The 20263-nt window shown below is 71.9% G+C and carries 18 protein-coding genes and 1 pseudogene; 7 read left to right on the top strand and 12 right to left on the bottom strand.

What is annotated here, in order from left to right; genetic code table 11:
• Positions 1–38: 38 nt before the first annotated feature.
• Positions 39–878: pseudogene (locus tag AQJ67_RS45840) on the top strand (EamA family transporter); the annotation flags it as partial.
• Between the two features lie 90 nt (positions 879–968).
• Here the strand turns inward: AQJ67_RS45840 and AQJ67_RS32315 are convergent.
• Positions 969–1799 carry an alpha/beta fold hydrolase gene (locus AQJ67_RS32315; protein WP_062722895.1) on the bottom strand — a complete coding sequence of 277 codons (831 nt, stop codon included), beginning with the start codon at positions 1797–1799 and terminating at the stop codon, positions 969–971.
• A 244-nt stretch (positions 1800–2043) separates the two neighbouring features.
• Between AQJ67_RS32315 and AQJ67_RS32310 the strand changes: the two genes are divergently transcribed.
• Both AQJ67_RS32310 and AQJ67_RS32305 read left to right on the top strand, forming a co-directional pair.
• Positions 2044–2928: an RNA polymerase sigma-70 factor gene (locus tag AQJ67_RS32310; protein ID WP_062722894.1), complete on the top strand. Its 885-nt coding sequence runs from the start codon at positions 2044–2046 to the stop codon at positions 2926–2928.
• Between the two features lie 171 nt (positions 2929–3099).
• Positions 3100–3861 carry a GntR family transcriptional regulator gene (locus AQJ67_RS32305; protein WP_062722893.1) on the top strand — a complete coding sequence of 254 codons (762 nt, stop codon included), beginning with the start codon at positions 3100–3102 and terminating at the stop codon, positions 3859–3861.
• Positions 3862–3938: 77 nt separating this feature from the next.
• Here AQJ67_RS32305 and AQJ67_RS32300 read toward each other — a convergent pair whose 3' ends face one another.
• From AQJ67_RS32300 to AQJ67_RS32290, 3 genes are all read right to left on the bottom strand, one after another.
• The gene (locus AQJ67_RS32300; protein WP_062722892.1) at positions 3939–5096 is read right to left on the bottom strand and encodes an ROK family transcriptional regulator; all 1158 of its coding nucleotides are present in this window, start codon (positions 5094–5096) and stop codon (positions 3939–3941) included.
• A 122-nt stretch (positions 5097–5218) separates the two neighbouring features.
• On the bottom strand, positions 5219–5881 hold the full coding sequence (locus AQJ67_RS32295; protein ID WP_062722891.1) for a response regulator: 663 nt from the start codon (positions 5879–5881) through the stop codon (positions 5219–5221).
• 14 nt (positions 5882–5895) lie between these two features.
• Positions 5896–7065: a sensor histidine kinase gene (locus tag AQJ67_RS32290; RefSeq protein WP_062722890.1), complete on the bottom strand. Its 1170-nt coding sequence runs from the start codon at positions 7063–7065 to the stop codon at positions 5896–5898.
• A 108-nt stretch (positions 7066–7173) separates the two neighbouring features.
• Between AQJ67_RS32290 and AQJ67_RS32285 the strand changes: the two genes are divergently transcribed.
• From AQJ67_RS32285 to AQJ67_RS32275, 3 genes are read left to right on the top strand one after another with little or no spacing between them, the layout of a single operon-like run.
• Positions 7174–8094, top strand: a complete 921-nt coding sequence (locus tag AQJ67_RS32285; RefSeq protein WP_062722889.1) for an ABC transporter ATP-binding protein — start codon at positions 7174–7176, stop codon at positions 8092–8094.
• A gap of 3 nt (positions 8095–8097) precedes the next feature.
• Positions 8098–8823, top strand: a complete 726-nt coding sequence (locus tag AQJ67_RS32280; protein WP_062722888.1) for an ABC-2 transporter permease — start codon at positions 8098–8100, stop codon at positions 8821–8823.
• A gap of 41 nt (positions 8824–8864) precedes the next feature.
• A complete protein-coding gene (locus AQJ67_RS32275; protein ID WP_062722887.1) occupies positions 8865–9293 on the top strand; it encodes a hypothetical protein in 429 nt (142 codons plus the stop codon).
• Positions 9294–9342: 49 nt separating this feature from the next.
• Here AQJ67_RS32275 and mug read toward each other — a convergent pair whose 3' ends face one another.
• Entirely contained in the window at positions 9343–9891 is a 549-nt protein-coding gene (gene mug / locus AQJ67_RS32270) for a G/U mismatch-specific DNA glycosylase (RefSeq protein WP_062722886.1), read from the bottom strand.
• Positions 9892–9904: 13 nt separating this feature from the next.
• Positions 9905–11347 (bottom strand): adenylosuccinate lyase, encoded by a 1443-nt coding sequence (gene purB / locus AQJ67_RS32265; RefSeq protein ID WP_062722885.1) that lies wholly within the window; start codon positions 11345–11347, stop codon positions 9905–9907.
• Positions 11348–11825: 478 nt separating this feature from the next.
• On the opposite strand from purB, the gene AQJ67_RS47875 reads away from it, so the two are divergent.
• Positions 11826–12650 (top strand): hypothetical protein, encoded by an 825-nt coding sequence (locus AQJ67_RS47875; RefSeq protein ID WP_208615080.1) that lies wholly within the window; start codon positions 11826–11828, stop codon positions 12648–12650.
• A 96-nt stretch (positions 12651–12746) separates the two neighbouring features.
• On the opposite strand, the gene AQJ67_RS32255 is transcribed toward AQJ67_RS47875, so the two are convergent.
• The 6 genes from AQJ67_RS32255 to AQJ67_RS32230 form a co-directional block, all read right to left on the bottom strand.
• Positions 12747–13529 (bottom strand): SGNH/GDSL hydrolase family protein, encoded by a 783-nt coding sequence (locus AQJ67_RS32255; protein ID WP_062722883.1) that lies wholly within the window; start codon positions 13527–13529, stop codon positions 12747–12749.
• A gap of 96 nt (positions 13530–13625) precedes the next feature.
• Positions 13626–14639: a hemolysin family protein gene (locus tag AQJ67_RS32250; protein WP_062722882.1), complete on the bottom strand. Its 1014-nt coding sequence runs from the start codon at positions 14637–14639 to the stop codon at positions 13626–13628.
• Positions 14636–16024, bottom strand: coding sequence for a hemolysin family protein (locus AQJ67_RS32245; protein WP_062722881.1), 1389 nt, complete (start codon positions 16022–16024; stop codon positions 14636–14638). The genes AQJ67_RS32250 and AQJ67_RS32245 overlap by 4 nt, the downstream gene beginning before the upstream one ends.
• 167 nt (positions 16025–16191) lie before the next feature.
• A complete protein-coding gene (locus tag AQJ67_RS32240) occupies positions 16192–16617 on the bottom strand; it encodes a GNAT family N-acetyltransferase (RefSeq protein WP_062722880.1) in 426 nt (141 codons plus the stop codon).
• Positions 16618–16673: 56 nt separating this feature from the next.
• Positions 16674–17579 (bottom strand): LLM class F420-dependent oxidoreductase, encoded by a 906-nt coding sequence (locus tag AQJ67_RS32235; RefSeq protein WP_062723021.1) that lies wholly within the window; start codon positions 17577–17579, stop codon positions 16674–16676.
• Between the two features lie 94 nt (positions 17580–17673).
• A complete protein-coding gene (locus tag AQJ67_RS32230) occupies positions 17674–20259 on the bottom strand; it encodes an ABC transporter permease (protein ID WP_062722879.1) in 2586 nt (861 codons plus the stop codon).
• Positions 20260–20263: the final 4 nt, after the last annotated feature.

Below are 20263 nucleotides of genomic sequence, written 5' to 3'. Positions count from 1 at the left end.
CCTTAATCCGGACCGCGCCGGTTCCTAGCGTCGCTTCCATGAACGCCACCACCACGCGCGGAGCCCTTCTCGCCGCGCTCGCCTGCGTCCTCGTCGGAGGATCCTTCACCGCCAACAGCCTCCTTGGCGACTACCCGTACGCCGGCGGCCAGTTCCTGCGCTACGGCCTCGCCTGTCTTCTGCTCGTCCCCTTCGCCGGGCGGGGCGCCGCGACCCGGCTGCGTGCGCTCGCCGCGCGTCAGTGGGCCCGCCTCGTCGTCCTCGCCGCCGTCGGCATGGTCGGCTTCAACCTGGCGGTCATCGCGGCCGAGCGCACCGCCGAACCGGCTGTCCCCGGCGTCTTCGTCGGCTGCGCGCCCGTGGTGGTGGCCGTGGTCGTGCCCCTCCTGGACGGGCGGCGACGACCGCAACGGACGGTCCTGTACGGTGCGTCGCTCGTCGCCGTCGGCGCGTTCACGGTGCAGGGCTGGGGGCGCACGGACGGGGCCGGCATCGCCTTCTCCGTGTGCGCGTTGATCGGGGAGGTCGGCTTCGCGGTGCTGGCCGTGCCCGTACTGCGCCCTTTGGGCCCGCGGCTGCTGTCCGCCACGGTGTGCGGGATCGCCGCCGTGGAGTCGGCGGCGGCCGGGCTGCTCCTCGACGGCACCGCATGGCTGCGCCGGCCCGACAGCACCGAGACCCTGGCCCTCCTGTGGCAGGCCGTGATCGTGACCGTCGTCGGCTTCGTGTGCTGGTACATCGGCATGCAGCGGATCGGCGCCGAGCGCGCCACCCTGTTCTCCGGGCTCATCCCGGTGGCAGCCGCCTGCACCGCCCCGCTTGTCGGAACCGGCTCCTACGGCGCCGTCCAGGCTCTCGGCAGTGCCCTCGTCGGCGCCGGAGTCGCCCTGGGCTCCGGCGCGTTGACACGCACCCCGCGCGGGCGCGCCCAGGCCGGGCGCACCCCACGCGTGCGTACCCGGCGCGAGTCAGCGGCTGCCGTCGAGAATGACGCGCGCGACCAGGGCCGGGTCGTCGTTCATGGGGCAGTGGCCGCAGCCGGGCAGCCGGACGAGGCGCGCCCTGGGGATGATCTGCTTGGCGCGCACACCCTGGCGGCGCACGAGCAGCCGGTCCCTGCTGCCCCAGGCCACGGTGACCGGGACCCCGGGGATGTCGTCGGTGAACCGGACGGCACGACCGGCGCCGAGGGTCTGGTCGAAGCCAGTGGCCCCCGCCAGGGCTAGCGTCTCGGCGACCACGGCGTCGGGTGACCGGCGGCCCGGGCGGGCGTAGATCGTGCTGGTCAGGACGGTCCGGCCGGCCGCCGACCGGGACAGCCGCTCCACCAGCGGCAGCGGCAGCCGCCGCGAGATGTGCCGCATCGCGAGCAGCACACCGAAGGCGTAGCGCCGCTCGGCGTCCGACCAGAAGCCGGCCGGGGAGAGGGCGGTCACGGACCGCGCGAGCTTCTCGCGGCCGAGTTCCAGCGCGATCAGGCCGCCCAGCGAGTTGCCCGCCACATGCGGCCGTTCCAGGTCCATGGCCTCGCAGAAGGCGCCGAACACGGCCGTCGTCGTGGCCAGGTCGTAGCTGAGGCCGTCGGGCAGGCCGGGGGACGTCCCGAAGCCGGGCAGGTCCACGGAGATCACGTCGCGCTCGGCCGCGAGGATGTCCACCACCGGGTCCCAGACCTGCCGGTGGTGACCGATCCCGTGCAGCAGGAGCAGAGGTTCACCGCTCCCCACGCGCGCGTAGTCGACACTCACGCTCTGCGGGCCCTGCGGGGAGGCGACCTGGAAGGAGACGGTGGCGGACATGGGGTGCTCCTCGTCTGGGACACACTGACGGAGTCTGGGACACGCCGGTGGAGTCTGGGACACGCCGGCGGGCGGCCGTAGACAGCTTGTCAGCAATTGCTACCGACGGGTAGACCTCCAGGGCCGGTGATCCTCGGGGAGGCCGGATGCTCAACCTGTCGCGCGCGACTCGGGGTTGACCGACAAGCGCCCGGGCCGCCGATTTCGCCTGGACACGGCCGGACCGGTCGGATGGGATGGAACGGTGACCACCTACACCGAGACCGACGTCTTCGAAGAGCACCGCCCCGTCCTCCTGGGAGTCGCGTACCGCATGCTCGGCCGCGTGGCCGACGCGGAGGACGTGGTGCAGGAGGCCTGGCTGCGCTGGTCCAACGCCGACCGGTCCGAGGTGCGTGAACCGCGCGCCTACCTGGTGCGTGTCACCACCCGGCTCGCCATCGACCGGCTGCGCCAGGTCAAGGCGCGGGGCGAGACCTATGTCGGTCCCTGGCTGCCGGAGCCGTATGTCACCGACTTCGGGGACGCCGTCCCGGACACCGCCGAGCGGGCCGTCCTCGCCGACTCCGTCTCCCTCGCCGTCCTCGTGGTCCTGGAGTCGCTGTCGCCGCTGGAGCGGGCGGTGTTCGTCCTCAGGGAGGCCTTCGGCTATCCGTACGCCGAGATCGCCGCCATGCTCGACCGCGGCGAGCCGGCCGTGCGCCAGCTCGCCGGACGGGCCCGCAAGCACGTCGACGAACGGCGGCCGCGGTACGAGGTCGACCCCGCACAGCGGCGCGATCTCACCGAACGGTTCCTGGCCGCGGCGACGGAGGGCGACCTGGAGGGCCTCATGTCCCTGCTCGCCCCGGACGTCCGCCTCGTCGGCGACAGCGGAGGCAAGGCCAAGGCCCCGGTGCGGGTCCTGGAGACCGCCGACAAGGTGGGCCGCTTCCTCGCCGGCGTCGCCCAGCGGGGCGTCGCCGACGTGTCCTTCCAGTTCCTGGAGGTCAACGGCGGCCCCGCGGTGCTGGTGCGCTCCGGCGACAAGCCCGACAGCGTCTTCCAGCTGGACGTCCTGGAGGGCCGGATCCAGGCGGTCTACATCATCCGCAACCCCGACAAGCTGACCTCGCTGGCAACCGCGTAGCCTCCGCCGCCGCGTCCTGGGCGCGGCGGCCCGGGCCCGTCCCGTGAACGTTCCCGGCCATTGGTATTGACCAAGGGTGAGGGCCGCCCTATGGTCGCTGATAAGTGCAACAACCTTTAATAAACAAGGGCGCTAAAACGCCGCTGGGCCACGGCGATTGCGGAGGACAGGGTGGGGACCACGCAGCTCGAATCGGTGCCGGAACCGAAGTACTGGCACTTGAGGACCGTGCTCAGTGAAGCACTGGACTCCGAATTCACCGTGGGCGAGATTCTGCCCAACGAACGGGACCTGGCCGCCCGCTTCGGCGTCGCCAGGGCCACGCTCCGCCAGGCACTGGAACAGCTCGAACTGGAGGGCAGGCTCCAGCGCCGCCGCGGCGTCGGTACGACCGTCGCGCCGCCGCGCGTGGGCGTGTCCGTCGGCAGCGAGCAGCACGCCTGGCCTGGAGCGCCGGACGACGTCTGGCAGACCGTGGACTGCACGCCGGCGGTGCCGCCCGCGTCGGTGGCGGACGCCCTGGACAGCGGCCGGGACGAGCCCGTGCACATCGTGCGCCGCTCCCGCGTGACGCACGGCCAGCCCGTCGCGGCCGAGCTGCTCTACATCCCGCAGTCGTCGGTGCCCGACCTCTCCGCCATCGACGCCCCGTCCGGAGCGGCACGCGCGCGTGCCGTGCTGCGCGAGCTCCAGCGCCTGGAGCTGGAGCGCCAGGAGAGCGCCGTCGAGCTGGGCTCGGCCCGCGCGGACGACGCCAAGGAGCTGGACCGCCTCCCCGGGGCCCCCGTCCTCGTCGTCACCACCCGCTACATCGCCGAGGGCCGCACCGCCGCGCTCTCCGTCGCCACGTACCGCGCGGACACCTGCCGACTGACCTTCGGCGACTCCGGCCGCGTGGAGATCCACCAGGACCCGCAACGCCAGGCGTCCTGACCGCCGTACCCGTACCTGCCGCGCGCCCCGGAGCCACTCCGGGGCGCGCCGCGTTCACCGGGACGGACGGTGCGTCGTCAGCGCCGCCCGGTCACCGTGCCCTCCACCGCGAACAGCTGCTCCTCCACATGGTCGAGGGCCAGCCGCAGCGCGCCCGTCGCCACGGCCGCCTCGCCGAGGAGGGACAGGGCGACCTTCGGCGGGCGCAGGCAGTATCGGGCCAGTTCGCGCCGCAGCGGCTCCAGCACGCCGTCCAGACCGGCCGCCCAGCCGCCGACGACGACCAGCTCGGGGTCGAGGGCGAGGACCAGGGCGGCCACGTCGTGGACGAGGCGCTGGATGAAGCGCTCGACGGCCGCGAGGGCCCGCTGGTCGCCCTTGCGGGCCTGGGCGAAGACCTCGGCGACGGCACGCTCGTCGAGCGGGCGCAGCGGCTCGTCCGTCGTGGACAGCAGCGTCTCCGGCGTCGCCTCGCGGCCCAGCAGATGCAGCGCGCCGATCTCACCGGCCGCGCCGCCGAACCCCCGGTGCAGCTGACCGCCGATCAGCGAACCGGCGCCCGGGCTCAGCCCGGCCAGCACGAACACCACGTCGTCGGACTCGGTGGCGGAGCCCTTCCAGTGCTCGGCGACCGCCGCCGCGTTGGCGTCGTTCTCCACCAGGACCGGGCACTTGAAGGAACGGCTCAGCCGCTCGCCCAGCCGCAGCCCCGTCCATTCGGGCAGCGCGGCGCCCAGCCGCACGGTCCCGTCGGCCTCGACGATGCCTGGCGTCGCGACGCCGACGGCCCGCAGCGAACCGCGTGCCACACCGGCCCGGCGCAGCAGTTCGGCGACCGCCGTACGCACCCGCTCCAGCCGCTCGTCGGCCGGAGCCGTCTCGTCGACCTCCTTGTCGATGGCGCCCAGCACCCGGCCGTCCAGGTCGGCGAGGAGCGCGGCGACCCGATGCGCGCCGACGTCCACGCCCAGCAGATGGCCCGCCTCGGCCCGGAACCTGAACCGCCGCGCGGGCCGGCCCTGCCGCCGCACGACACTCTCGTCGGCCGCCTTCTCGACGACGTACCCCGCCTCGATGAGCCCTTCGACGACGCCCTCGACGGTCGGCCGGGACAGTCCGGTCACCCGGGTGATCTCCGTCAGTGTGGCGGCGTCCGTGGCACGCAGCGCGTGCAGCACCACCGCGGAGTTGATCCTTCGCAGCAGCGAGGGATCCCCGCCGGTCAGCTGCCCCAACGTCCGTCCTCCCAGCTCGTGCGCATGTTGGGCGGATGGTACTCGCCGCGGCGCACCCCGGCGAGAGGCGGGCACCCCGACGACCTACCGGTCGGTTAGACCGAACCGGTCCCCGCCGGCTCTCACCCCGGCGCCACGAACCCCGACTCGTACGCCGTGATCACCGCCTGCGTGCGGTCCCGCGCCCCCAGTTTCGCCAGAACCGCGCTCACATGGGACTTCACCGTCTCGGTCCCGACCACCAGCCGGGCGGCGATCTCCGCGTTCGACAGGCCGCGCGTCATCAGCCGCAGGACATCGGCCTCCCGCTCGGTCAGCCGGGCCCGCTCCAGGACCGCCCGCGCCGCCCGGTTCCCACCGTCGTCGCCGTACCGCGCGGCCAGCTGCCGCACCGACGCCGGGAACAACAGCGACTCGCCCTCGGCGACCAGCCGCACGGCATGCACGATCTCGGCCGGCCGGGCCCGCTTCAGCAGGAAGCCGTCGGCGCCCGCCCGCAGGGCCTCGTACACGTACTCGTCGTTCTCGAAGGTCGTGATGACGACGATCTTCGGCGGAGCGTCGACCGTCCGCAGCACCGCGCGCGTGGCCTCGATCCCGTCCAGCAGCGGCATCCGTACGTCCATGGCGACCACGACGGGCCGCAAGCGCCGCACCAACGGAATCACCGCCGCCCCGTCGGCCGCCTCCCCGACCACCTTGATGTCCGGCTGCGCCTCCAACACGGCCCGCAGACCGGCGCGTACGAGGGGTTCGTCGTCGACGAGGAGAACGGTGACCGGCATCCGGCCAGCCTAGATCAACTCAACGGCAGCTCAACATGTACCTGCCAGTCACCCCGGTCGGGGCCGGTTCGCGCGTGTCCGCCCAGCAGTGCGGCGCGCTCGCGGATCCCGCGCAGGCCGCTGCCTCTGCCGGGCCCGGGTATGTGGCCGGTGAGCGGATTGCGGACCTCCAGGGTGAGCGTGCCGTCCGCGACGGCGACACGGACGCGTGCCGGAGCGCAGTCCGCGTGCCGCAGCACGTTGGTCAGCGACTCCTGCAGGATGCGATAGCCCTCCCGGGAGACCGGCCCGGGCACCGTTTCCAAGGGGCCGGTCATGCTGGCGTCGACCTTGGTGCCGGAGGCCCGCGCGGACTCCAGCAGACGGTCGGCGTCCGCGAGCGTCGGCCGGCTGCTGACCGGCCGCTCGGACTCGCGCAGGACGCCGAGGACCCGCTCCAGATCCTCCAGGGCGGCCCGCCCGGTCTCCTCGATGGCGTCCAGGGCACGGTCGGTGAAGGCGGGATCGCCGGCTGCCCGTGCGGCGCCCGCCTGGACGACGGCCAAGGTCAGGGCGTGGCCGATGGAGTCGTGGAGCTCACGGGCGATACGGGTGCGTTCCAGCAGTTGCTCGGTGCGCTCCTCCAGGGCGGCGAGGCGCTCGACCGGGGAAGGGCCGAGGAGCCGCAGGGCGAGTGCGGTGATGACATGGCCCGCGACGAGTACGAACACACCCAGCCCCAGCAACCACACCGGCACGAGCAGGGCGTGCCACCAGTGGTGCCCGTCGAGGAGGAATGGGCCTCCCTCCTCGACATCACGGCCGAACGGCGCCGCCACCAGGTCCGCCGTGGCGAAGACCAGTTGGGCGCTGACCGTCATCGTCACGTAGCCCAGCAGCAGCCTCGACTCCAGCCACACGACGAGCCGCCCACGGTCGCCCCACGAGGCGGACGGCGCGACGACGATGCCGGTGCTCCCGCTGTCGTGCCGGTGACCGGTCAACAGCAGCCTGGCCTGCAACCCCTCCACGGTGCGCATCGCCGGGACCAGGGCGGCCGGGGCGAGCACCGCGGCCGCGATCAGCCAGATCCACCACGCCTCCCGCACGAACAACAGCAGGCTCGGCGCCACGACGGCGATGAACAGATGCAGCCATCGTGTGTACGTCACCGCCCGGCCGAACGGGCGCAGCAAGCGGACCATTTCGTCATCGTGCCAGCCGCCACTGACAACGAGCCTCCCCCGCACGGGGGAGCCGCTCTCCACCGGCGGGGGAGGGCCAAACCCGCCCCCGACGGCCAGGCTGCTGCCATGACCAGCATCGAAGTCCAAGCCCTCACCAAGGAGTACGGCACCCGGCGAGCCGTGGACGACCTCACCTTCACCGTCCTCCCCGGCCGTGTCACCGGCTTCCTCGGTCCCAACGGCGCCGGAAAGTCCACCACCATGCGGCTCGTGCTCGGCCTCGACCGGCCGACGTCCGGGACCGCCACGATCGGCGGCCGCGCCTACGCGACCCTGGGCGAACCCCTGCGCCACGTCGGCGCGTTGCTGGACGCCCAGGCCGCGCACGGCTCGCGCACCGCCCGCGACCACCTGCGCGTCCTCGCCGTGAGCAACCGCCTCGCCGTCCGCCGGGTCGACGAGGTGCTGGAGGAGACCGGGCTCGCCTCGGTCGCGCGCCGCAGGGTGAAGACGTACTCCCTGGGCATGCGCCAGCGGCTCGGCATCGCCGCGGCCCTCCTCGGCGACCCCGAGGTGGTCATGCTCGACGAGCCCTCCAACGGCCTCGACCCCGAGGGCATCATCTGGATCCGCGCCCTGCTGCGCCGGCTCGCGGGGGAGGGGCGCACGGTCCTGGTCTCCAGCCACCTCATGAACGAGACCGCGTCCTTCGCCGACCACCTGGTGGTCCTCGGCCGGGGGCGCCTGCTGGCCGACACCCCGATGCGCGAGTTCATCCACGCACGCGTGGAGCCCGGCGTCCGCGTCCGCACCACGGACGCCACCGCCCTCAAGGCGGCCCTCGACCGACACGGTCACGACGCCGTCGAACACGAGGACGGGCACTGGACCGTGCGCCACGCGCGCGTGGAAGACATCGGCCGCCTCGCCTCGCAGGCCGGTGTCCCCCTCCTCGAACTCGCGGCGGAGGAAGCCACCTTGGAGCAGGCCTACCTCGACCTGACCGCGACCGAGGCCGAGTTCACCGCACAGCCCCAGGAGGCCTGAACCATGGGATTCAGACCCGTGCTCCACTCGGAGTGGCTCAAGATCCGTACGCTCCGCTCGCTGCCGGGAGCGCTGCTCGCACTGTTCGCCGCCACCACGGCGTTCTCCGCGCTGGCCGGCTCCGACGGCAGTTCCGACCCCGAGTTCGACCCGCTGTTCACCGCACTGTCCGGTGTGCTGCCCGGCCAGATCGCGGCCATCTCGTTCGGCGCCATGGCCGTGTCGTCGGAGTACCACGGGGGTGCGCTCCGGCTGACGCTCGCCGCGGTGCCGCAGCGCGGACGGTGGTTCGCCGCCAAGATGACGGCCGTCGCCGTGCCGGCACTGCTCGTCGGTCTCCTCACCGCCTGCACGGCGTACGCCGTGGCACGCGCGGGAATGGGTTCGGCGGCGGACGGGGTCACGACGGGCGAGCAGGTGCGCGCCGTCCTGGGCTGCGGGATCTACCTCATGCTCATGGCCCTGTTCGCGGCCGGCCTGACCGCCGTGCTCCGCAGTGGAGTGGCCACGCTCTCCGTCCTGATCCCGTTCATCCTCGTGGTGTCCTTCGTCATCGGCGACGCCGCGGGCACCGTGGCGGACTTCCTGCCCGACAAGGCCGGACAGATCGCCCTGCACCAGACGTACGACGGCGCCCTCGGACCGTGGTCCGGCCTGGCGGTCACCGCGCTGTGGACGACGGCGGCGCTGCTGGCGGGGGCGTGGAGCGTACGGCGGCGGGACGCCTGACGGCACGCCAATTGTCAGTGGTGCCGGGTTTACTGGAACGCATGAACATCGCACGGCACATCGCCCTCATCGACGAGCTGTGCTTCCGCCCGTTCACGGCGGAGCGCACCTCGTCGAACGGCGACGAGAGCGGCCCCGGCTACCACGTCGTGGTGTTAGAGAGCGGTCACGACAACTGTGGGACCCGTGCGGAGACCATGGAGCAGTACGAGAAGTACCGCGACGCCCTGGACGAGCGGTTCGCGACCCGATGGAGAGAGACGGGCCCCTACAACCTCCAGACCGTCTCGCTGCGCACCGAGCAGGAGGAGATACCCGAGCCCTGGGCCTCGCTCAGCGCCCGCGCCCGCGTGGCCTCTGTCTGGGAAGTGGAGGGGACCGGCCGTTGGGTCGCGGCCGTCGTCGCCGACCTGGACGAGGCCGACGACGTGAAGCTGCTCGGCGTGGTCACGGAGATCGACCCGCCATGACCTGCCAGGCGCCGCCATGACCTGCCCGGCGTCAGCGTGCTGCGATCTGTCAGGCCTCGGCAGCCGCAGCCCGCAGCCGCCCGAACTCCTCCGCCATCGTCGCCGCCGTCCAGTGCGCGTTGAGCCCGCTCGGATTCGGCAGCACCCACACACGCGTGTCCCCGATCGTCCGCTCCTGCGGACCCACCTGGGCCTTGCGGTCGTCGAAAGCCGCCCGGTAGGCGGTGACCCCGACGACGGCCAGCCAACGCGGCCGCAGCCGCGCCACCTTGGTCGCCAGCAGCCGCCCGCCCTCGCGGTACTCCTCGGCGCTCAGCTCGTCGGCGCGCGCGGTAGCCCTGGCGACGACGTTCGTGATGCCGAGGCCGTAGGACAGCAACTCACCCTGCTCCGAAGGCTTCAAGAGCCTCGGCGTGAACCCCGACAGATGCAGGACCGGCCAGAACCGGTTGCCGGGACGGGCGAAGTGATGGCCGGTCGCGGCCGTCATCAGACCGGGGTTGATGCCGCAGAACAGCACATGGAGACCGTCCGCGACGACGTCCGGTACCAGACGGTCGCGAGCGGCCTCCAACTGCTCGGCGGTGAAGCGCGCCATGGCGTGCGACGCGCTAGAGGATTGCCCCGGGGGTGTAGCCGGCGGCCTCCGGGCGCTGCTTCACGATCTCCTCGACCCGGCCGACCACGACGCCGACCTGGTCGGCGGCGGCACCGGTGAAGGAGAGCTTGTCGGCCATGAGCGCGTCCAGCTGGGCGCGGTCGAGCGGGATGCGCTCGTCGGCGGCCAGCTTGTCCAGCAGCTCGTTGCGCTCGGCGCCCTGCTCGCGCATCGCCAGCGCCGAGGCGACAGCGTTCTCCTTGATCGCCTCGTGCGCGACCTCACGGCCGACGCCCGCGCGCACCGCGCCCATCAGCACCTTGGTGGTGGCGAGGAACGGCAGGTAGCGGTCCAGCTCACGGGCCACGACCGCCGGGAACGCGCCGAACTCGTCCAGCACCGTCAGGAACGTCTCCAGCAGACCGTCGAGCGCGAAGAACGCGTCGGGCAGCGCGACCCGGCGCACCACCGAGCACGAGACATCGCCCTCGTTCCACTGGTCGCCCGCCAGCTCGCCGGTCATCGAGGCGTAGCCGCGCAGGATGACCATCAGGCCGTTGACGCGCTCGCAGGACCGCGTGTTCATCTTGTGCGGCATCGCGGACGAGCCGACCTGGCCCGGCTTGAAGCCCTCCGTCACCAGCTCGTGCCCGGCCATCAGCCGGATCGTCTTGGCCAGCGAGGACGGCGCGGCCGCCAGCTGCACCAGAGCGGTGACGACCTCGTAGTCGAGGGAGCGGGGGTAGACCTGACCGACGGAGGTGAAGGCCTGCGAGAAGCCCAGGTGCCCGGCGATCCGGTTCTCCAGGTCTGCCAGCTTCGAGGCGTCCCCGCCGAGCAGGTCGAGCATGTCCTGCGCCGTGCCGACGGGGCCCTTGATGCCGCGCAGCGGGTAGCGGCCGAGCAGCTCCTCGACCCGGCCGTAGGCGACGAGCAGCTCGTCGGCGCCGGTCGCGAAGCGCTTGCCCAGCGTCGTGGCCTGCGCGGCGACGTTGTGCGAGCGGCCGGCCATGACCAGCTCGCCGTACTCACCGGCCAGCTTGCCGAGGCGCGCCAGAACGGACACCGTACGGTCGCGGATGAGCTCCAGCGAGAGCCGGATCTGGAGCTGCTCGACGTTCTCCGTGAGGTCGCGGGACGTCATGCCCTTGTGCACGTGCTCGTGCCCGGCGAGGTCGTTGAACTCCTCGATCCGCGCCTTCACGTCGTGCCGCGTGACCTTCTCGCGCTCGGCGATCGAGGCCAGGTCGACGGTGTCCAGGACACGCTCGTAGTCGGCGAGCGCCTCGTCCGGCACCTCGATGCCCAGGTCCTTCTGGGCCCGCAGCACGGCGAGCCAGAGCTGCCGCTCCAGCTTCACCTTCTGCTCGGGGGACCAGAGCGTGGCGAGCTCGGTGGAGGCGTAGCGTCCGGCGAGGACGTTCGGGATGCGGGGCTTGGCGGGCGCAGAAGTCACGTGTCCGGAGTTTACCCGTCGCCCGGCGGGCCCCGGCCGGCTGTCCAGCGCTGAGCGCCCCAGGTCAGAGACGCTCCACGTGCAACCCGTCCGCCGGACCGCGAGAGCGCCGCGGGACGGACGCCGGTCTCGACGTGATTTGGCCCGTGGACGCCGATGTCGGCGGGCGATCGGGTGAATTCCCTGGCAGTCGTCGCGTCCTCGCTTCCTGGGACCTCCCTCTCTCGTTCATAGTCTGCACGTCGTGGCGATTGTGAACGTGCGGCATCACGGCTCCTGCGACGACCTCGCGAATCCCGGCAATCGACGACATCGGCGTCCATGACCGACCGTCGGCTCCCCCATTCCGCCCGAGAGAGAGAAAACGAGAATGCGACAGGCCCTGACCAGGGGATTGATTGTGGCCGCCGCCACGACGAGCGCCCTTTCTCTGTACGGCACATGCGCGTCCTCGGCCCCACGCGTGCAGGGGACCGTGGTGAACTCCGCCTCCGCACTGTCGGGCCGTACGGATCCATGGGGCTCTGACGGGCTGGACGAGCTGGACGACAAACTCGCCAACATGCATGACAAATTCGGCAGGATGCACGAGAGAATCGGCGAGATGCACGACAAATTCGGTGCGCTGAACGAAAAGTTCAGCCACACGGAGGAGTCCCGGCCGAGTTCTGAAAACAGCACCCCCGGATATGGAAACTCCGGCTACGGAGCCGAAGAGCCGAGCAGCCAGAGCTATGGCACCGACAAGCCGAGCGATCACGGTTATGGCGCGGAGAAGCCTGCCGAGCAGGGATACGGCACCGACAAGCCGAGAGACCACGGTTACGGCACCGACAAACCGAAGGACCACGGTTACGGCGCGGAAGAGTCGAGCGGATACGGCCGGGACGACGAGAAGTCGAGCGGATACGGCCGGGACGACGAGAAGTCGAGCGGATACGGCCGGGACGACGAGAAGTCGGGCGGCTACGGGTACGGCTACGGCGAAGACGAGCCGAAGGACCACGGCTACGGCGACGAGAAGTCGGGCGGCTACGGCTACGGCGAGGAGGAGCCCCGCGGCTACGGCGCCGAGGAGTCGCAGGAGGACGGCTACGGGTACGGCTACGGCGAGGACTCGCCCGGCGAGCCCACCCCGCCGCCCCACGAGCACAAGCCGACGCCCCCGGAGAAGGAGCACCCGCAGATGCCCGAGACCGGCGTCGAGGTAGGGAACGTCGTCGGAGGCATCGCCGCCAGTGGAGCGCTGCTGGTCGCGGGAACCGTCCTGTACCGGCGCAGCCGGGCCGCGTCCCGTCGGTAGGAAGGCTCAGGGTGCCGGGCGGACGGTCCGGCACCCTCATGCTGTCCGGACGGTCCGGCACCCTCGTGCTGGCCGGACGCGCGGACCCGGCCGGCGCTACGCCGCCGGACCCTCGTACGGCAGCAGCTCCGGCCGCTTGGCCGGCAGGCCGTCACCGGAGGACCGGCCGGTCAGCCGCCGCCCGATCCACGGCAGCAGGTACTGCCGGGCGAACCGGGCGTCCGCGACCCGCCGTGCGACCCACCCGGGCGGCAGCGTGGCCGGTATCGGCGTACGCCACTCGGTGTCCTCGGGGTCGTAGCCGAGCGTCTGCCACACCGCCTCCGCGACCCGGCGGTGCCCCTCGGCCGTCAGATGCAGCCGGTCCACGTCCCACAGCCGGGGGTCGCCGAGCGAGGGCGCCCCGTACAGGTCGACGACGATCGCGCCGTGCCGCTCGGCCAGCTCGTCGACGCAGGCGAACAGCTCCTCCATACGCGGCCGGAACCGCTCGAGGACCGGCCCCTGCCGTCCCGGGCTGCGCATCAGCACCAGCTGCCGGCACGACGGGGCAAGTTTCTCCACGGCCTCCTCCAGGAGGCCGCGCACCCGTCCCATGTCGCACTTGGGCCGCAGTGTGTCGTTGAGCCCGCCGACCAGAGTGATCACGTCGGCGCCCATCGCGGCCGCCACGTCGACCTGCTCCTCGACGATCTGCCCGATCAGTTTTCCTCGCACCGCGAGGTTGGCGTACCGGAATCCGGGTGTCCGGGCGGCCATCCGCCCGGCGAGGAGGTCGGCCCACCCCCGGTAGGAACCGTCCGGGAGCAGGTCCGACATGCCCTCGGTGAAGGAGTCGCCGACCGCGACCAGGCTGCTGTGTGTGGGGTTCGTCTGCATGGCGACAGAAATGGTAGCCCGAGGACCATACCCATCGGTCGGTCGGCCGGGGGCTGCGCCGGATATCGAGCCCCGGCGGCCACCCCGGCCGGCCCCTCAGGCGCGCTGCCCGAACAACTCCCGCAGCACGTCCTCCATGGTCACCAGTCCCGCCAGCCGGCCGTCGCCGCCCACCGCGGCCGCCAGGTGGGTGCGGCTGCCGCGCATGGCCGTGAGGACGTCGTCGAGCGGGGTGCTCTCCCGGATCCGGGCGATGGGGCGCATGTCCCGCACCTGGAAGGGCACGTTCCGCGCTGGGGCGTCGAGCGCGTCCTTCACATGCAGGTAGCCGACGATCCGGCGGCCCTCGTCCACGACCGGGAAGCGGGAGAAGCCCGACTCGGCCGACAGTGCCTCCAGCTCCTCCGGTGTGACGCCCACGCGCGCGTAGACGACGCGTTCCAGCGGCAGGACCACGTCGCGCACCGGGCGGCGGCCCAGTTCCAGGGCGTCGTGCAGCCGCTCGCGTGCCCGCTCGTCGATGAGACCGGCCTCGCCGGAGTCACGCACCAGCCGGGCCAGCTCGGCGTCCGAGAAGGTCGCCGTGACCTCGTCCTTGACCTCGACGCGCATGAGCTTCAGCAGCGTGTTGGCGAAGGCGTTGATCGTGAAGATGACCGGTCGCAGCGCACGGGACAGCGTGACCAGCGGCGGACCGAGCATGAGCGCGCTGCGCACCGGCTCGGCCAGCGCGATGTTCTTCGGCACCATCTCGCCGAGCAGCATGTGCAGATAGGTGGCCAGCGTCAGCGCGATCACGAAGGAGACCACGTGCCCGGCGCCCTCCGGCACGCCCACCGCGTGGAACACCGGCTCCAGCAGATGCTCGATCGCGGGCTCCGCGACCACACCGAGGACCAGCGTGCACAGCGTGATGCCGAGCTGCGCGGCCGCCATCAGCGCGGACACGTGCTGCAGACCCCACAGCACGCTCTTGGCGCGCCGGTCGCCCTGGTCCGCGTACGGTTCGATCTGCGAGCGCCGCACCGAGATCAGCGCGAACTCGGCGCCGACGAAGAAGGCGTTGACGACCAGCGTCAGAAAGCCGATGAACAGCTGTACGGCGGTCATCGCCCGCCCTCCTTCTTCTCGTTCCTCTGGTTCCTCTGGTTCCTCTCGTACTTCTCGTGCGTCTCGCTCTGCGTCGCGTCGTCGAACGGCGCGTGCAGCAGCACTCGGGCCGCCCGGCGGCCCGTGGCGTCCACCACGTCGAGCCGCCAGCCGGCCACCTCGACGCGGTCACCGACGGCGGGGATACGGCCCAGCTCCGCCGCGACGAGACCGGCCAACGTCTCGAACGGTCCTTCCGGCGCCCGAAGGCCCACCCGCGCGAGCTGGTCCACCCGCGCCGATCCGTCCGCCGAGTACAGCTCCCGCCCCTCCGCGTCACTGCCCGCGTGGGCGAGGTCGGGCGTCTCGTGCGGGTCGTGCTCGTCCCGCACCTCGCCGACGACCTCCTCGACGATGTCCTCCAGCGTCGCCACGCCTGCCGTACCGCCGTACTCGTCGATGACCACGGCCATGGTGCGCTTGCCGGACAGCCGGTCGAGGAGCCGGTCGACGGTGAGCGTCTCGGGGACGAGCAGCGGCTCGCGCATCAGCTCGGCGACACAGACGCGGGGCCGGCGTTCGGCGGGCACCGCCAGGATGTCCTTGATGTGCGCGGTGCCCACGACCGAGTCGAGGCTGCCGCGGTAGACGGGGAACCGGGACAACCCGGTCGCCCGCGTCACGTTCGCCACGTCCTCGCAGGTCGCCTGCGCCTCCAGGGCGATGACCTGGACGCGCGGGGTCATGACGTTCTCCGCGGTCAGGTCGGCCAGGTTCAGGGTCCGTACGAAGAGCTCGGCGGTGTCCGCCTCCAGGGCGCCCTCGCGGGCCGAGTGCCGGGCAAGGGCGGCCAGCTCCTGGGGGCCGCGCGCGGCGGCCAGCTCCTCGGTGGGCTCCACACCGAAGCGGCGCACTATGCGGTTCGCCGTGTTGTTGAGGTGGGTGATGAAAGGGCGGAAGATCGCGCTGAACCAGCGCTGGGCGTTGCCGACCGTTTTCGCCACGGTCAGGGGCGAGGAGATCGCCCAGTTCTTCGGCACCAGCTCGCCGACGACCATCAGGACGATCGTCGACAGTGCCGTACCGATCACGAGCGCGATCGAGCCGGACGCCGAGCTGGAGACGCCGAGCGACTCCAGCGGGCCCGCGATCAGCTTGGCGATGGACGGTTCGGAGAGCATGCCGACGACCAGGTTGGTCACCGTGATGCCGAGCTGGGCGCCGGAGAGCTGGAAGGTCAGGTTCCGTACGGCCTTCAGGGCGCCGGAAGCGCCTCGCTCGCCGCGCTCGACGGCCCTTTCCAGCTCGCTGCGCTCGACCGTGGTCAGCGAGAACTCGGCCGCGACGAAGGCACCGCAGGCGAGCGACAGCAGGATCGCCACCAGCAGGAGGATCACTTCGGTCATCGGGTCACCTCCGTCCCATGGTCGGACAGGGTGGGGAGGATCGCGCGATGTCGGGTACTGGGAGGCTCGTCCATGGGCGGACGCTCACACCTTTCACGGGAGGACCGAAGTGGTCCCCCAATAGTAAAGGATGGGCAAAGTGCCTCGTCCTGGCCGTCGCGCTCGGCTCAGTCGGTCAGATGCTTCACCCACCGGCGCCACTTGTCCTCGGGCGCGTACCCGGCAGCGCGCCAGGCATGGTGCGCGGTCTCGTTGCGCTGGAGCACCATCGCGTCGCCACGGCGCCCACCGAGCCGTACGAACCTCTCCTCGGCGGCGGAGAGCAGCGCCGAGCCGATGCCCCGCCGCCGGCGCTCCGGGTGCACCGCGAGCCGGTACAGATGGCAGCGCCAGCCGTCGAAGCCCGCGATCACCGTGCCGACCAGTTCCCCGTCCAGCTCGGCCAGGATCAGCGCCTCGGGGTCGCGGGCGACCAGCCGCTCCACGCCGTCCCGGTCGTCGCTGATGCTCGTGCCCTCGGCGGCCGTCTTCCAGAAGGCCAGCACGGCGTCCAGGTCGTCGGCCGAAGCGGCCCGTATCCGCAGATCAGTCATGCCGTGATCACATCACGGGGGACCGGACGGCACCCGGAATTCCAGCATCCGGACGGCTACTCGCCGCGCAGCCGCGCCATTACCGGCGCGAACGCCTCCATGTTCGGTTCGAGGACGGTCAGATAGGTGAACCCGTACCGCTCGCGCTGCGCCAGCACTTGCGCGGTCATCTCCTCCACGGTGCCGATCAGGCCGATGGGCAGCTCCAGGACCTGGTCCGCAGTGAGATGCGGGACCCGTTCCATCAGGGGCTGTACGGCGGCCTCGCGGTCGTCGGTGTCGATCACGAACTGGATGAGCAGGTTCAGCTCCGTCGGCTCCGCCTTCTCGCGGCCCGCCGCCGCGGCCAGCTCCCGGTACAGCGCGACCCGTTCCTCCAGCTCCCCGGCGAGCATGACCTCCAGCTTCCCCGTCGAGCTGCCCCGCACCGAACGCGCGCCGGTGAAGGCCGCGATGTCGGCGTGCTCGGCGGTGAGGCGCAGCACGCGGTCGCCGTTGCCGCCGACGAGCAGCGGCACCCGGGGCTGCCGCACCGGCTGCGGCATGGGGGTCCCCCCGCTCGAGCGCGTTGGAGAGCGGGGGAGGTCCTCGGCGGCGAGCAGCCGGTACACCTCCTCGATCGTGCGCAGCAGATGGTCCACCCGCTCGCCCGGGGACAGCCACGGCAGACCCGCCGTGTCGTGCTCGGCCTTCACATAGCCGGTGCCGAGGCCCAGTTCCAGTCGCCCGCCCGTGAGGGCGTCGGTGGTCGCGACCTCGCGGGCGAGCAACGCCGGGTTCCAGAAACCGGCGTTGAGCACGAACGTGCCCAGCCGTGGCCGCTCGGTCGCCTCGGCCGCCGCGACCAGGGCCGGGAACGGCGCGGGCATGCCGAGATGGTCGGGGACCAGGATCACGTCGTAGCCGAGTTCCTCGGCTCGCCGGCACTTGGCCCGCCACTCCTCGGCGGGGGCGGAGGTCATCAGGTTGACGCCGAAGCGGAACGGACGCGGGCTCTGCGGTTGCGACACGAACTCTCCTCACCCTCAAGGGACTTGAGTACCTGCCGCGATTCCATCACTCGTGCGCGATGGCCGCCAGCACATTCATGCGCGATGCACGCAACGCGGGCAGCAGTGCCGCCACGACGCCCACCACGGCCGAGCCGATCACCACCGCCACGAGCGTGCCCCAGGGGATCGCCAGCGCCGTCATGCCCTGCAGCGCCAGCACCTGCTGGGTGCACACGCCCCACACCAGACCGAGCGCGAGTCCCAGCACCGCGCCGAACACGGCGATCACCACCGACTCCAGCCGGATCATCCGACGCAGCTGCCGCCGGGCCAGCCCGATCGCCCTGAGCAGCCCGATCTCCCGGGTGCGCTCGACCACCGACAGGGCGAGGGTGTTGACCACGCCGAGCACCGCGATGATGATCGCGAGGCCGAGCAGGGCGTAGACGAGGTAGAGCAGCACGGCGATCTGGTTGTGGACCAGCTCCTTGTAGTCGGCGATGTCCCGGACCTGCACCTGCGGATACGGGTCGAGGGCCTTCTCCAGGCCGGCCCTCAGGTCGTCGGCGCCGGTGCCGGAGGCGGCGTTGACGTACACGGCCGCGTCCTGCCCGCCCGGCGCGTACTTCTCCAGCGTGCCCAGGCCGAAGTAGATGCCGCCCTGGCTGCCGAACCCGTCGGCGGACTCCTGGTCGGTGAGGGCGCCCACCGTCAGCTCGGCCCGCCGGTCGCCCTGGAACTCGACGGGGACGGTGCTGCCGACACGTACGCCGTGGTCCTGGGCGAAGTCCTGGTCCATGGCGAGGTGCCCGTCCGCGAGCGCGGCCGCGCTGTCGCCCTGCGCGTACGTGATGTTGGCGACCTCGTCGAGCTCGGGCTCGTAGGCCGCGGCGGTCGTCTTGACTCGGTCGCCGTCCGGGAGGCGCACGGCGATCGTCGTGAACTGCGAGCGTACGACGAGGCCTACGCCCTCGGTGTCGCGGATCCGGTCGGTGATCTCCTGAGGGAAGGGCACGAAGTTGCTGTTCTGTACGACGAAGTCGGCGCCCAGCGTCTTGTCGATCTGCTCGTCGAACGACTTGGTCATCGAGGCGCTGGCCACCGACATCCCGCCGACCAGCGCCAGGCCCACCATCAGGGCGGCGGCCGTGGCCCCGGTACGGCGCGGATTGCGCAGGGCGTTGCGCTGGCTCATCCGGCCGACCGAGCCGAACAGCGCGGGGAACGCTCCGCCGAGGACGCGGATCACGGGCCGTACGAGCAAGGGGCCGGCGATCACGGTCGCGATCAGGGTCAGGATGACGCCGAGCCCCAGCAGGGACGCGGCCGTCGACGTCCTCGACGACACGGCACAGCCCACGAGCGCCGCCGCACCCGCAGCCCCGACCACCGAGCCGACGACCGCGCGCAGCCGCAGCGGCCGTCCGATGTCGGCGATCTCGGCGTCCGACAGTGCCGCCATCGGCGAGACCCCCGCCGCACGCCGGGCCGGCAGGTACGCGGCGACGAAGGTGACGCCCAGGCCCACGACGTACGCGGTCACCGGTGTCCCCCAGCCGATGACCATCTCGGTCGCCCTGATGTTCATGCCCATCAGGCCCATCAGCCTGATGAGTCCGACGGCCAGCCCGATACCGGCCGCGAGGCCCAGCGTCGAGCCGACCAGACCGAGCAGCAGCGCCTCGGTCAGGACCGAGCGCCGCACCTGACGCCGGTCCGCGCCGAGGGCCCGCAACAGGCCCAGCTCGCGGGTGCGCTGGGCGATCAGCATCGAGAAGGTGTTGACGATCAGGAAAACGCCGACGAGGACGGCGATACCGGCGAAGCCGAGCATCACATATTTGATGATGTCGAGGAATCCGCCGAGCTGTTCGACGTCCGACTCGGCCTGCTCGTCGGCCGTGCGCAACTCGTACGTGCCGGTGTCGGCACCGGCGTCGGAGCCGAGCGCGTCGGCCACGCGCCGTTTGAGCTCCGCGTCGCTGACGCCGTCGGCGGCGTCGAGCGAGATGGAGGTGGCCGCCTTCGGGTCGCCCAGCAGCTTCGTCCGCGCCGCCTCGATGTCGAAGAAGACCAGCGCGGCACCGGGGTTGGTGGTGGTGAAGGTGACGATGCCGACGACCTCGACCGGGAAGGAGCCCTCCTGCCCGATGACCGTGAGCCGGTCGCCGATGCCGACGTCCTTGCTGTCGGCGGTGTCCGCGTCGATCAGCACCTGCCCGCCGCCCTTCGGGGCGTGCCCGGAGGTGAGCTCCACGGGGCTGCGCTCGGTCGGGTTCCAGGCGGTGCCGATGGTCGGAGCGCCCGTGGTCGGGCCCACCGACTCGCGGTCCTCGTCGGCGACGGTGAGGCCCCGCACGTCGACTTCGGCGCGCGCCGCGGCGACCCCGTCGACCCGGGCCAGGCGCTCGGCGAGCGAGGCCGGCAGGGTCAGCGTCCGCCCCGAGGGCAGGGTCTCGTCGAGGGTCTCCTTCGGTGTGACGGTGACGTCGGCCGCGGTCGAGGCGAAGAGCCGGTCGAAGGTACGGCTGACGGTGTCCGAGAAGATCAGGCTGCCCGCGACGAACGCCACGGAGAGGAGCACCGCCAGGGCGGAGAGCAGCAGCCGTCCCTTGTGGGCGAGGAAGCTCCTGAGCGTCGCCTTGAGCACGGGG

It is taken from the genome of Streptomyces caeruleatus, assembly GCF_001514235.1.
Classification (GTDB): Bacteria; Actinomycetota; Actinomycetes; order Streptomycetales; family Streptomycetaceae; genus Streptomyces; species Streptomyces caeruleatus.
This window is presented reverse-complemented; position numbering and strand designations above follow the sequence as displayed.

What these genes read in the sequence shown, in the direction of transcription:
- AQJ67_RS32285 (WP_062722889.1), top strand. Translation starts at nt 7,174, where the DNA reads ATGACCAGCATCGAAGTCCAAGCCCTCACCAAGGAGTACGGCACCCGG.
- AQJ67_RS32315 (WP_062722895.1), bottom strand. Translation starts at nt 1,799, where the DNA reads ATGTCCGCCACCGTCTCCTTCCAGGTCGCCTCCCCGCAGGGCCCGCAG.
- AQJ67_RS32240 (WP_062722880.1), bottom strand. Translation starts at nt 16,617, where the DNA reads ATGACTGATCTGCGGATACGGGCCGCTTCGGCCGACGACCTGGACGCC.
- AQJ67_RS32290 (WP_062722890.1), bottom strand. Translation starts at nt 7,065, where the DNA reads ATGGTCCGCTTGCTGCGCCCGTTCGGCCGGGCGGTGACGTACACACGA.
- AQJ67_RS32235 (WP_062723021.1), bottom strand. Translation starts at nt 17,579, where the DNA reads ATGACCTCCGCCCCCGCCGAGGAGTGGCGGGCCAAGTGCCGGCGAGCC.
- AQJ67_RS32255 (WP_062722883.1), bottom strand. Translation starts at nt 13,529, where the DNA reads ATGCAGACGAACCCCACACACAGCAGCCTGGTCGCGGTCGGCGACTCC.
- mug (WP_062722886.1), bottom strand. Translation starts at nt 9,891, where the DNA reads ATGGCGCGCTTCACCGCCGAGCAGTTGGAGGCCGCTCGCGACCGTCTG.
- AQJ67_RS32245 (WP_062722881.1), bottom strand. Translation starts at nt 16,024, where the DNA reads ATGACCGAAGTGATCCTCCTGCTGGTGGCGATCCTGCTGTCGCTCGCC.
- AQJ67_RS32280 (WP_062722888.1), top strand. Translation starts at nt 8,098, where the DNA reads ATGGGATTCAGACCCGTGCTCCACTCGGAGTGGCTCAAGATCCGTACG.
- AQJ67_RS32250 (WP_062722882.1), bottom strand. Translation starts at nt 14,639, where the DNA reads ATGACCGCCGTACAGCTGTTCATCGGCTTTCTGACGCTGGTCGTCAAC.
- AQJ67_RS32295 (WP_062722891.1), bottom strand. Translation starts at nt 5,881, where the DNA reads ATGCCGGTCACCGTTCTCCTCGTCGACGACGAACCCCTCGTACGCGCC.
- AQJ67_RS32275 (WP_062722887.1), top strand. Translation starts at nt 8,865, where the DNA reads ATGAACATCGCACGGCACATCGCCCTCATCGACGAGCTGTGCTTCCGC.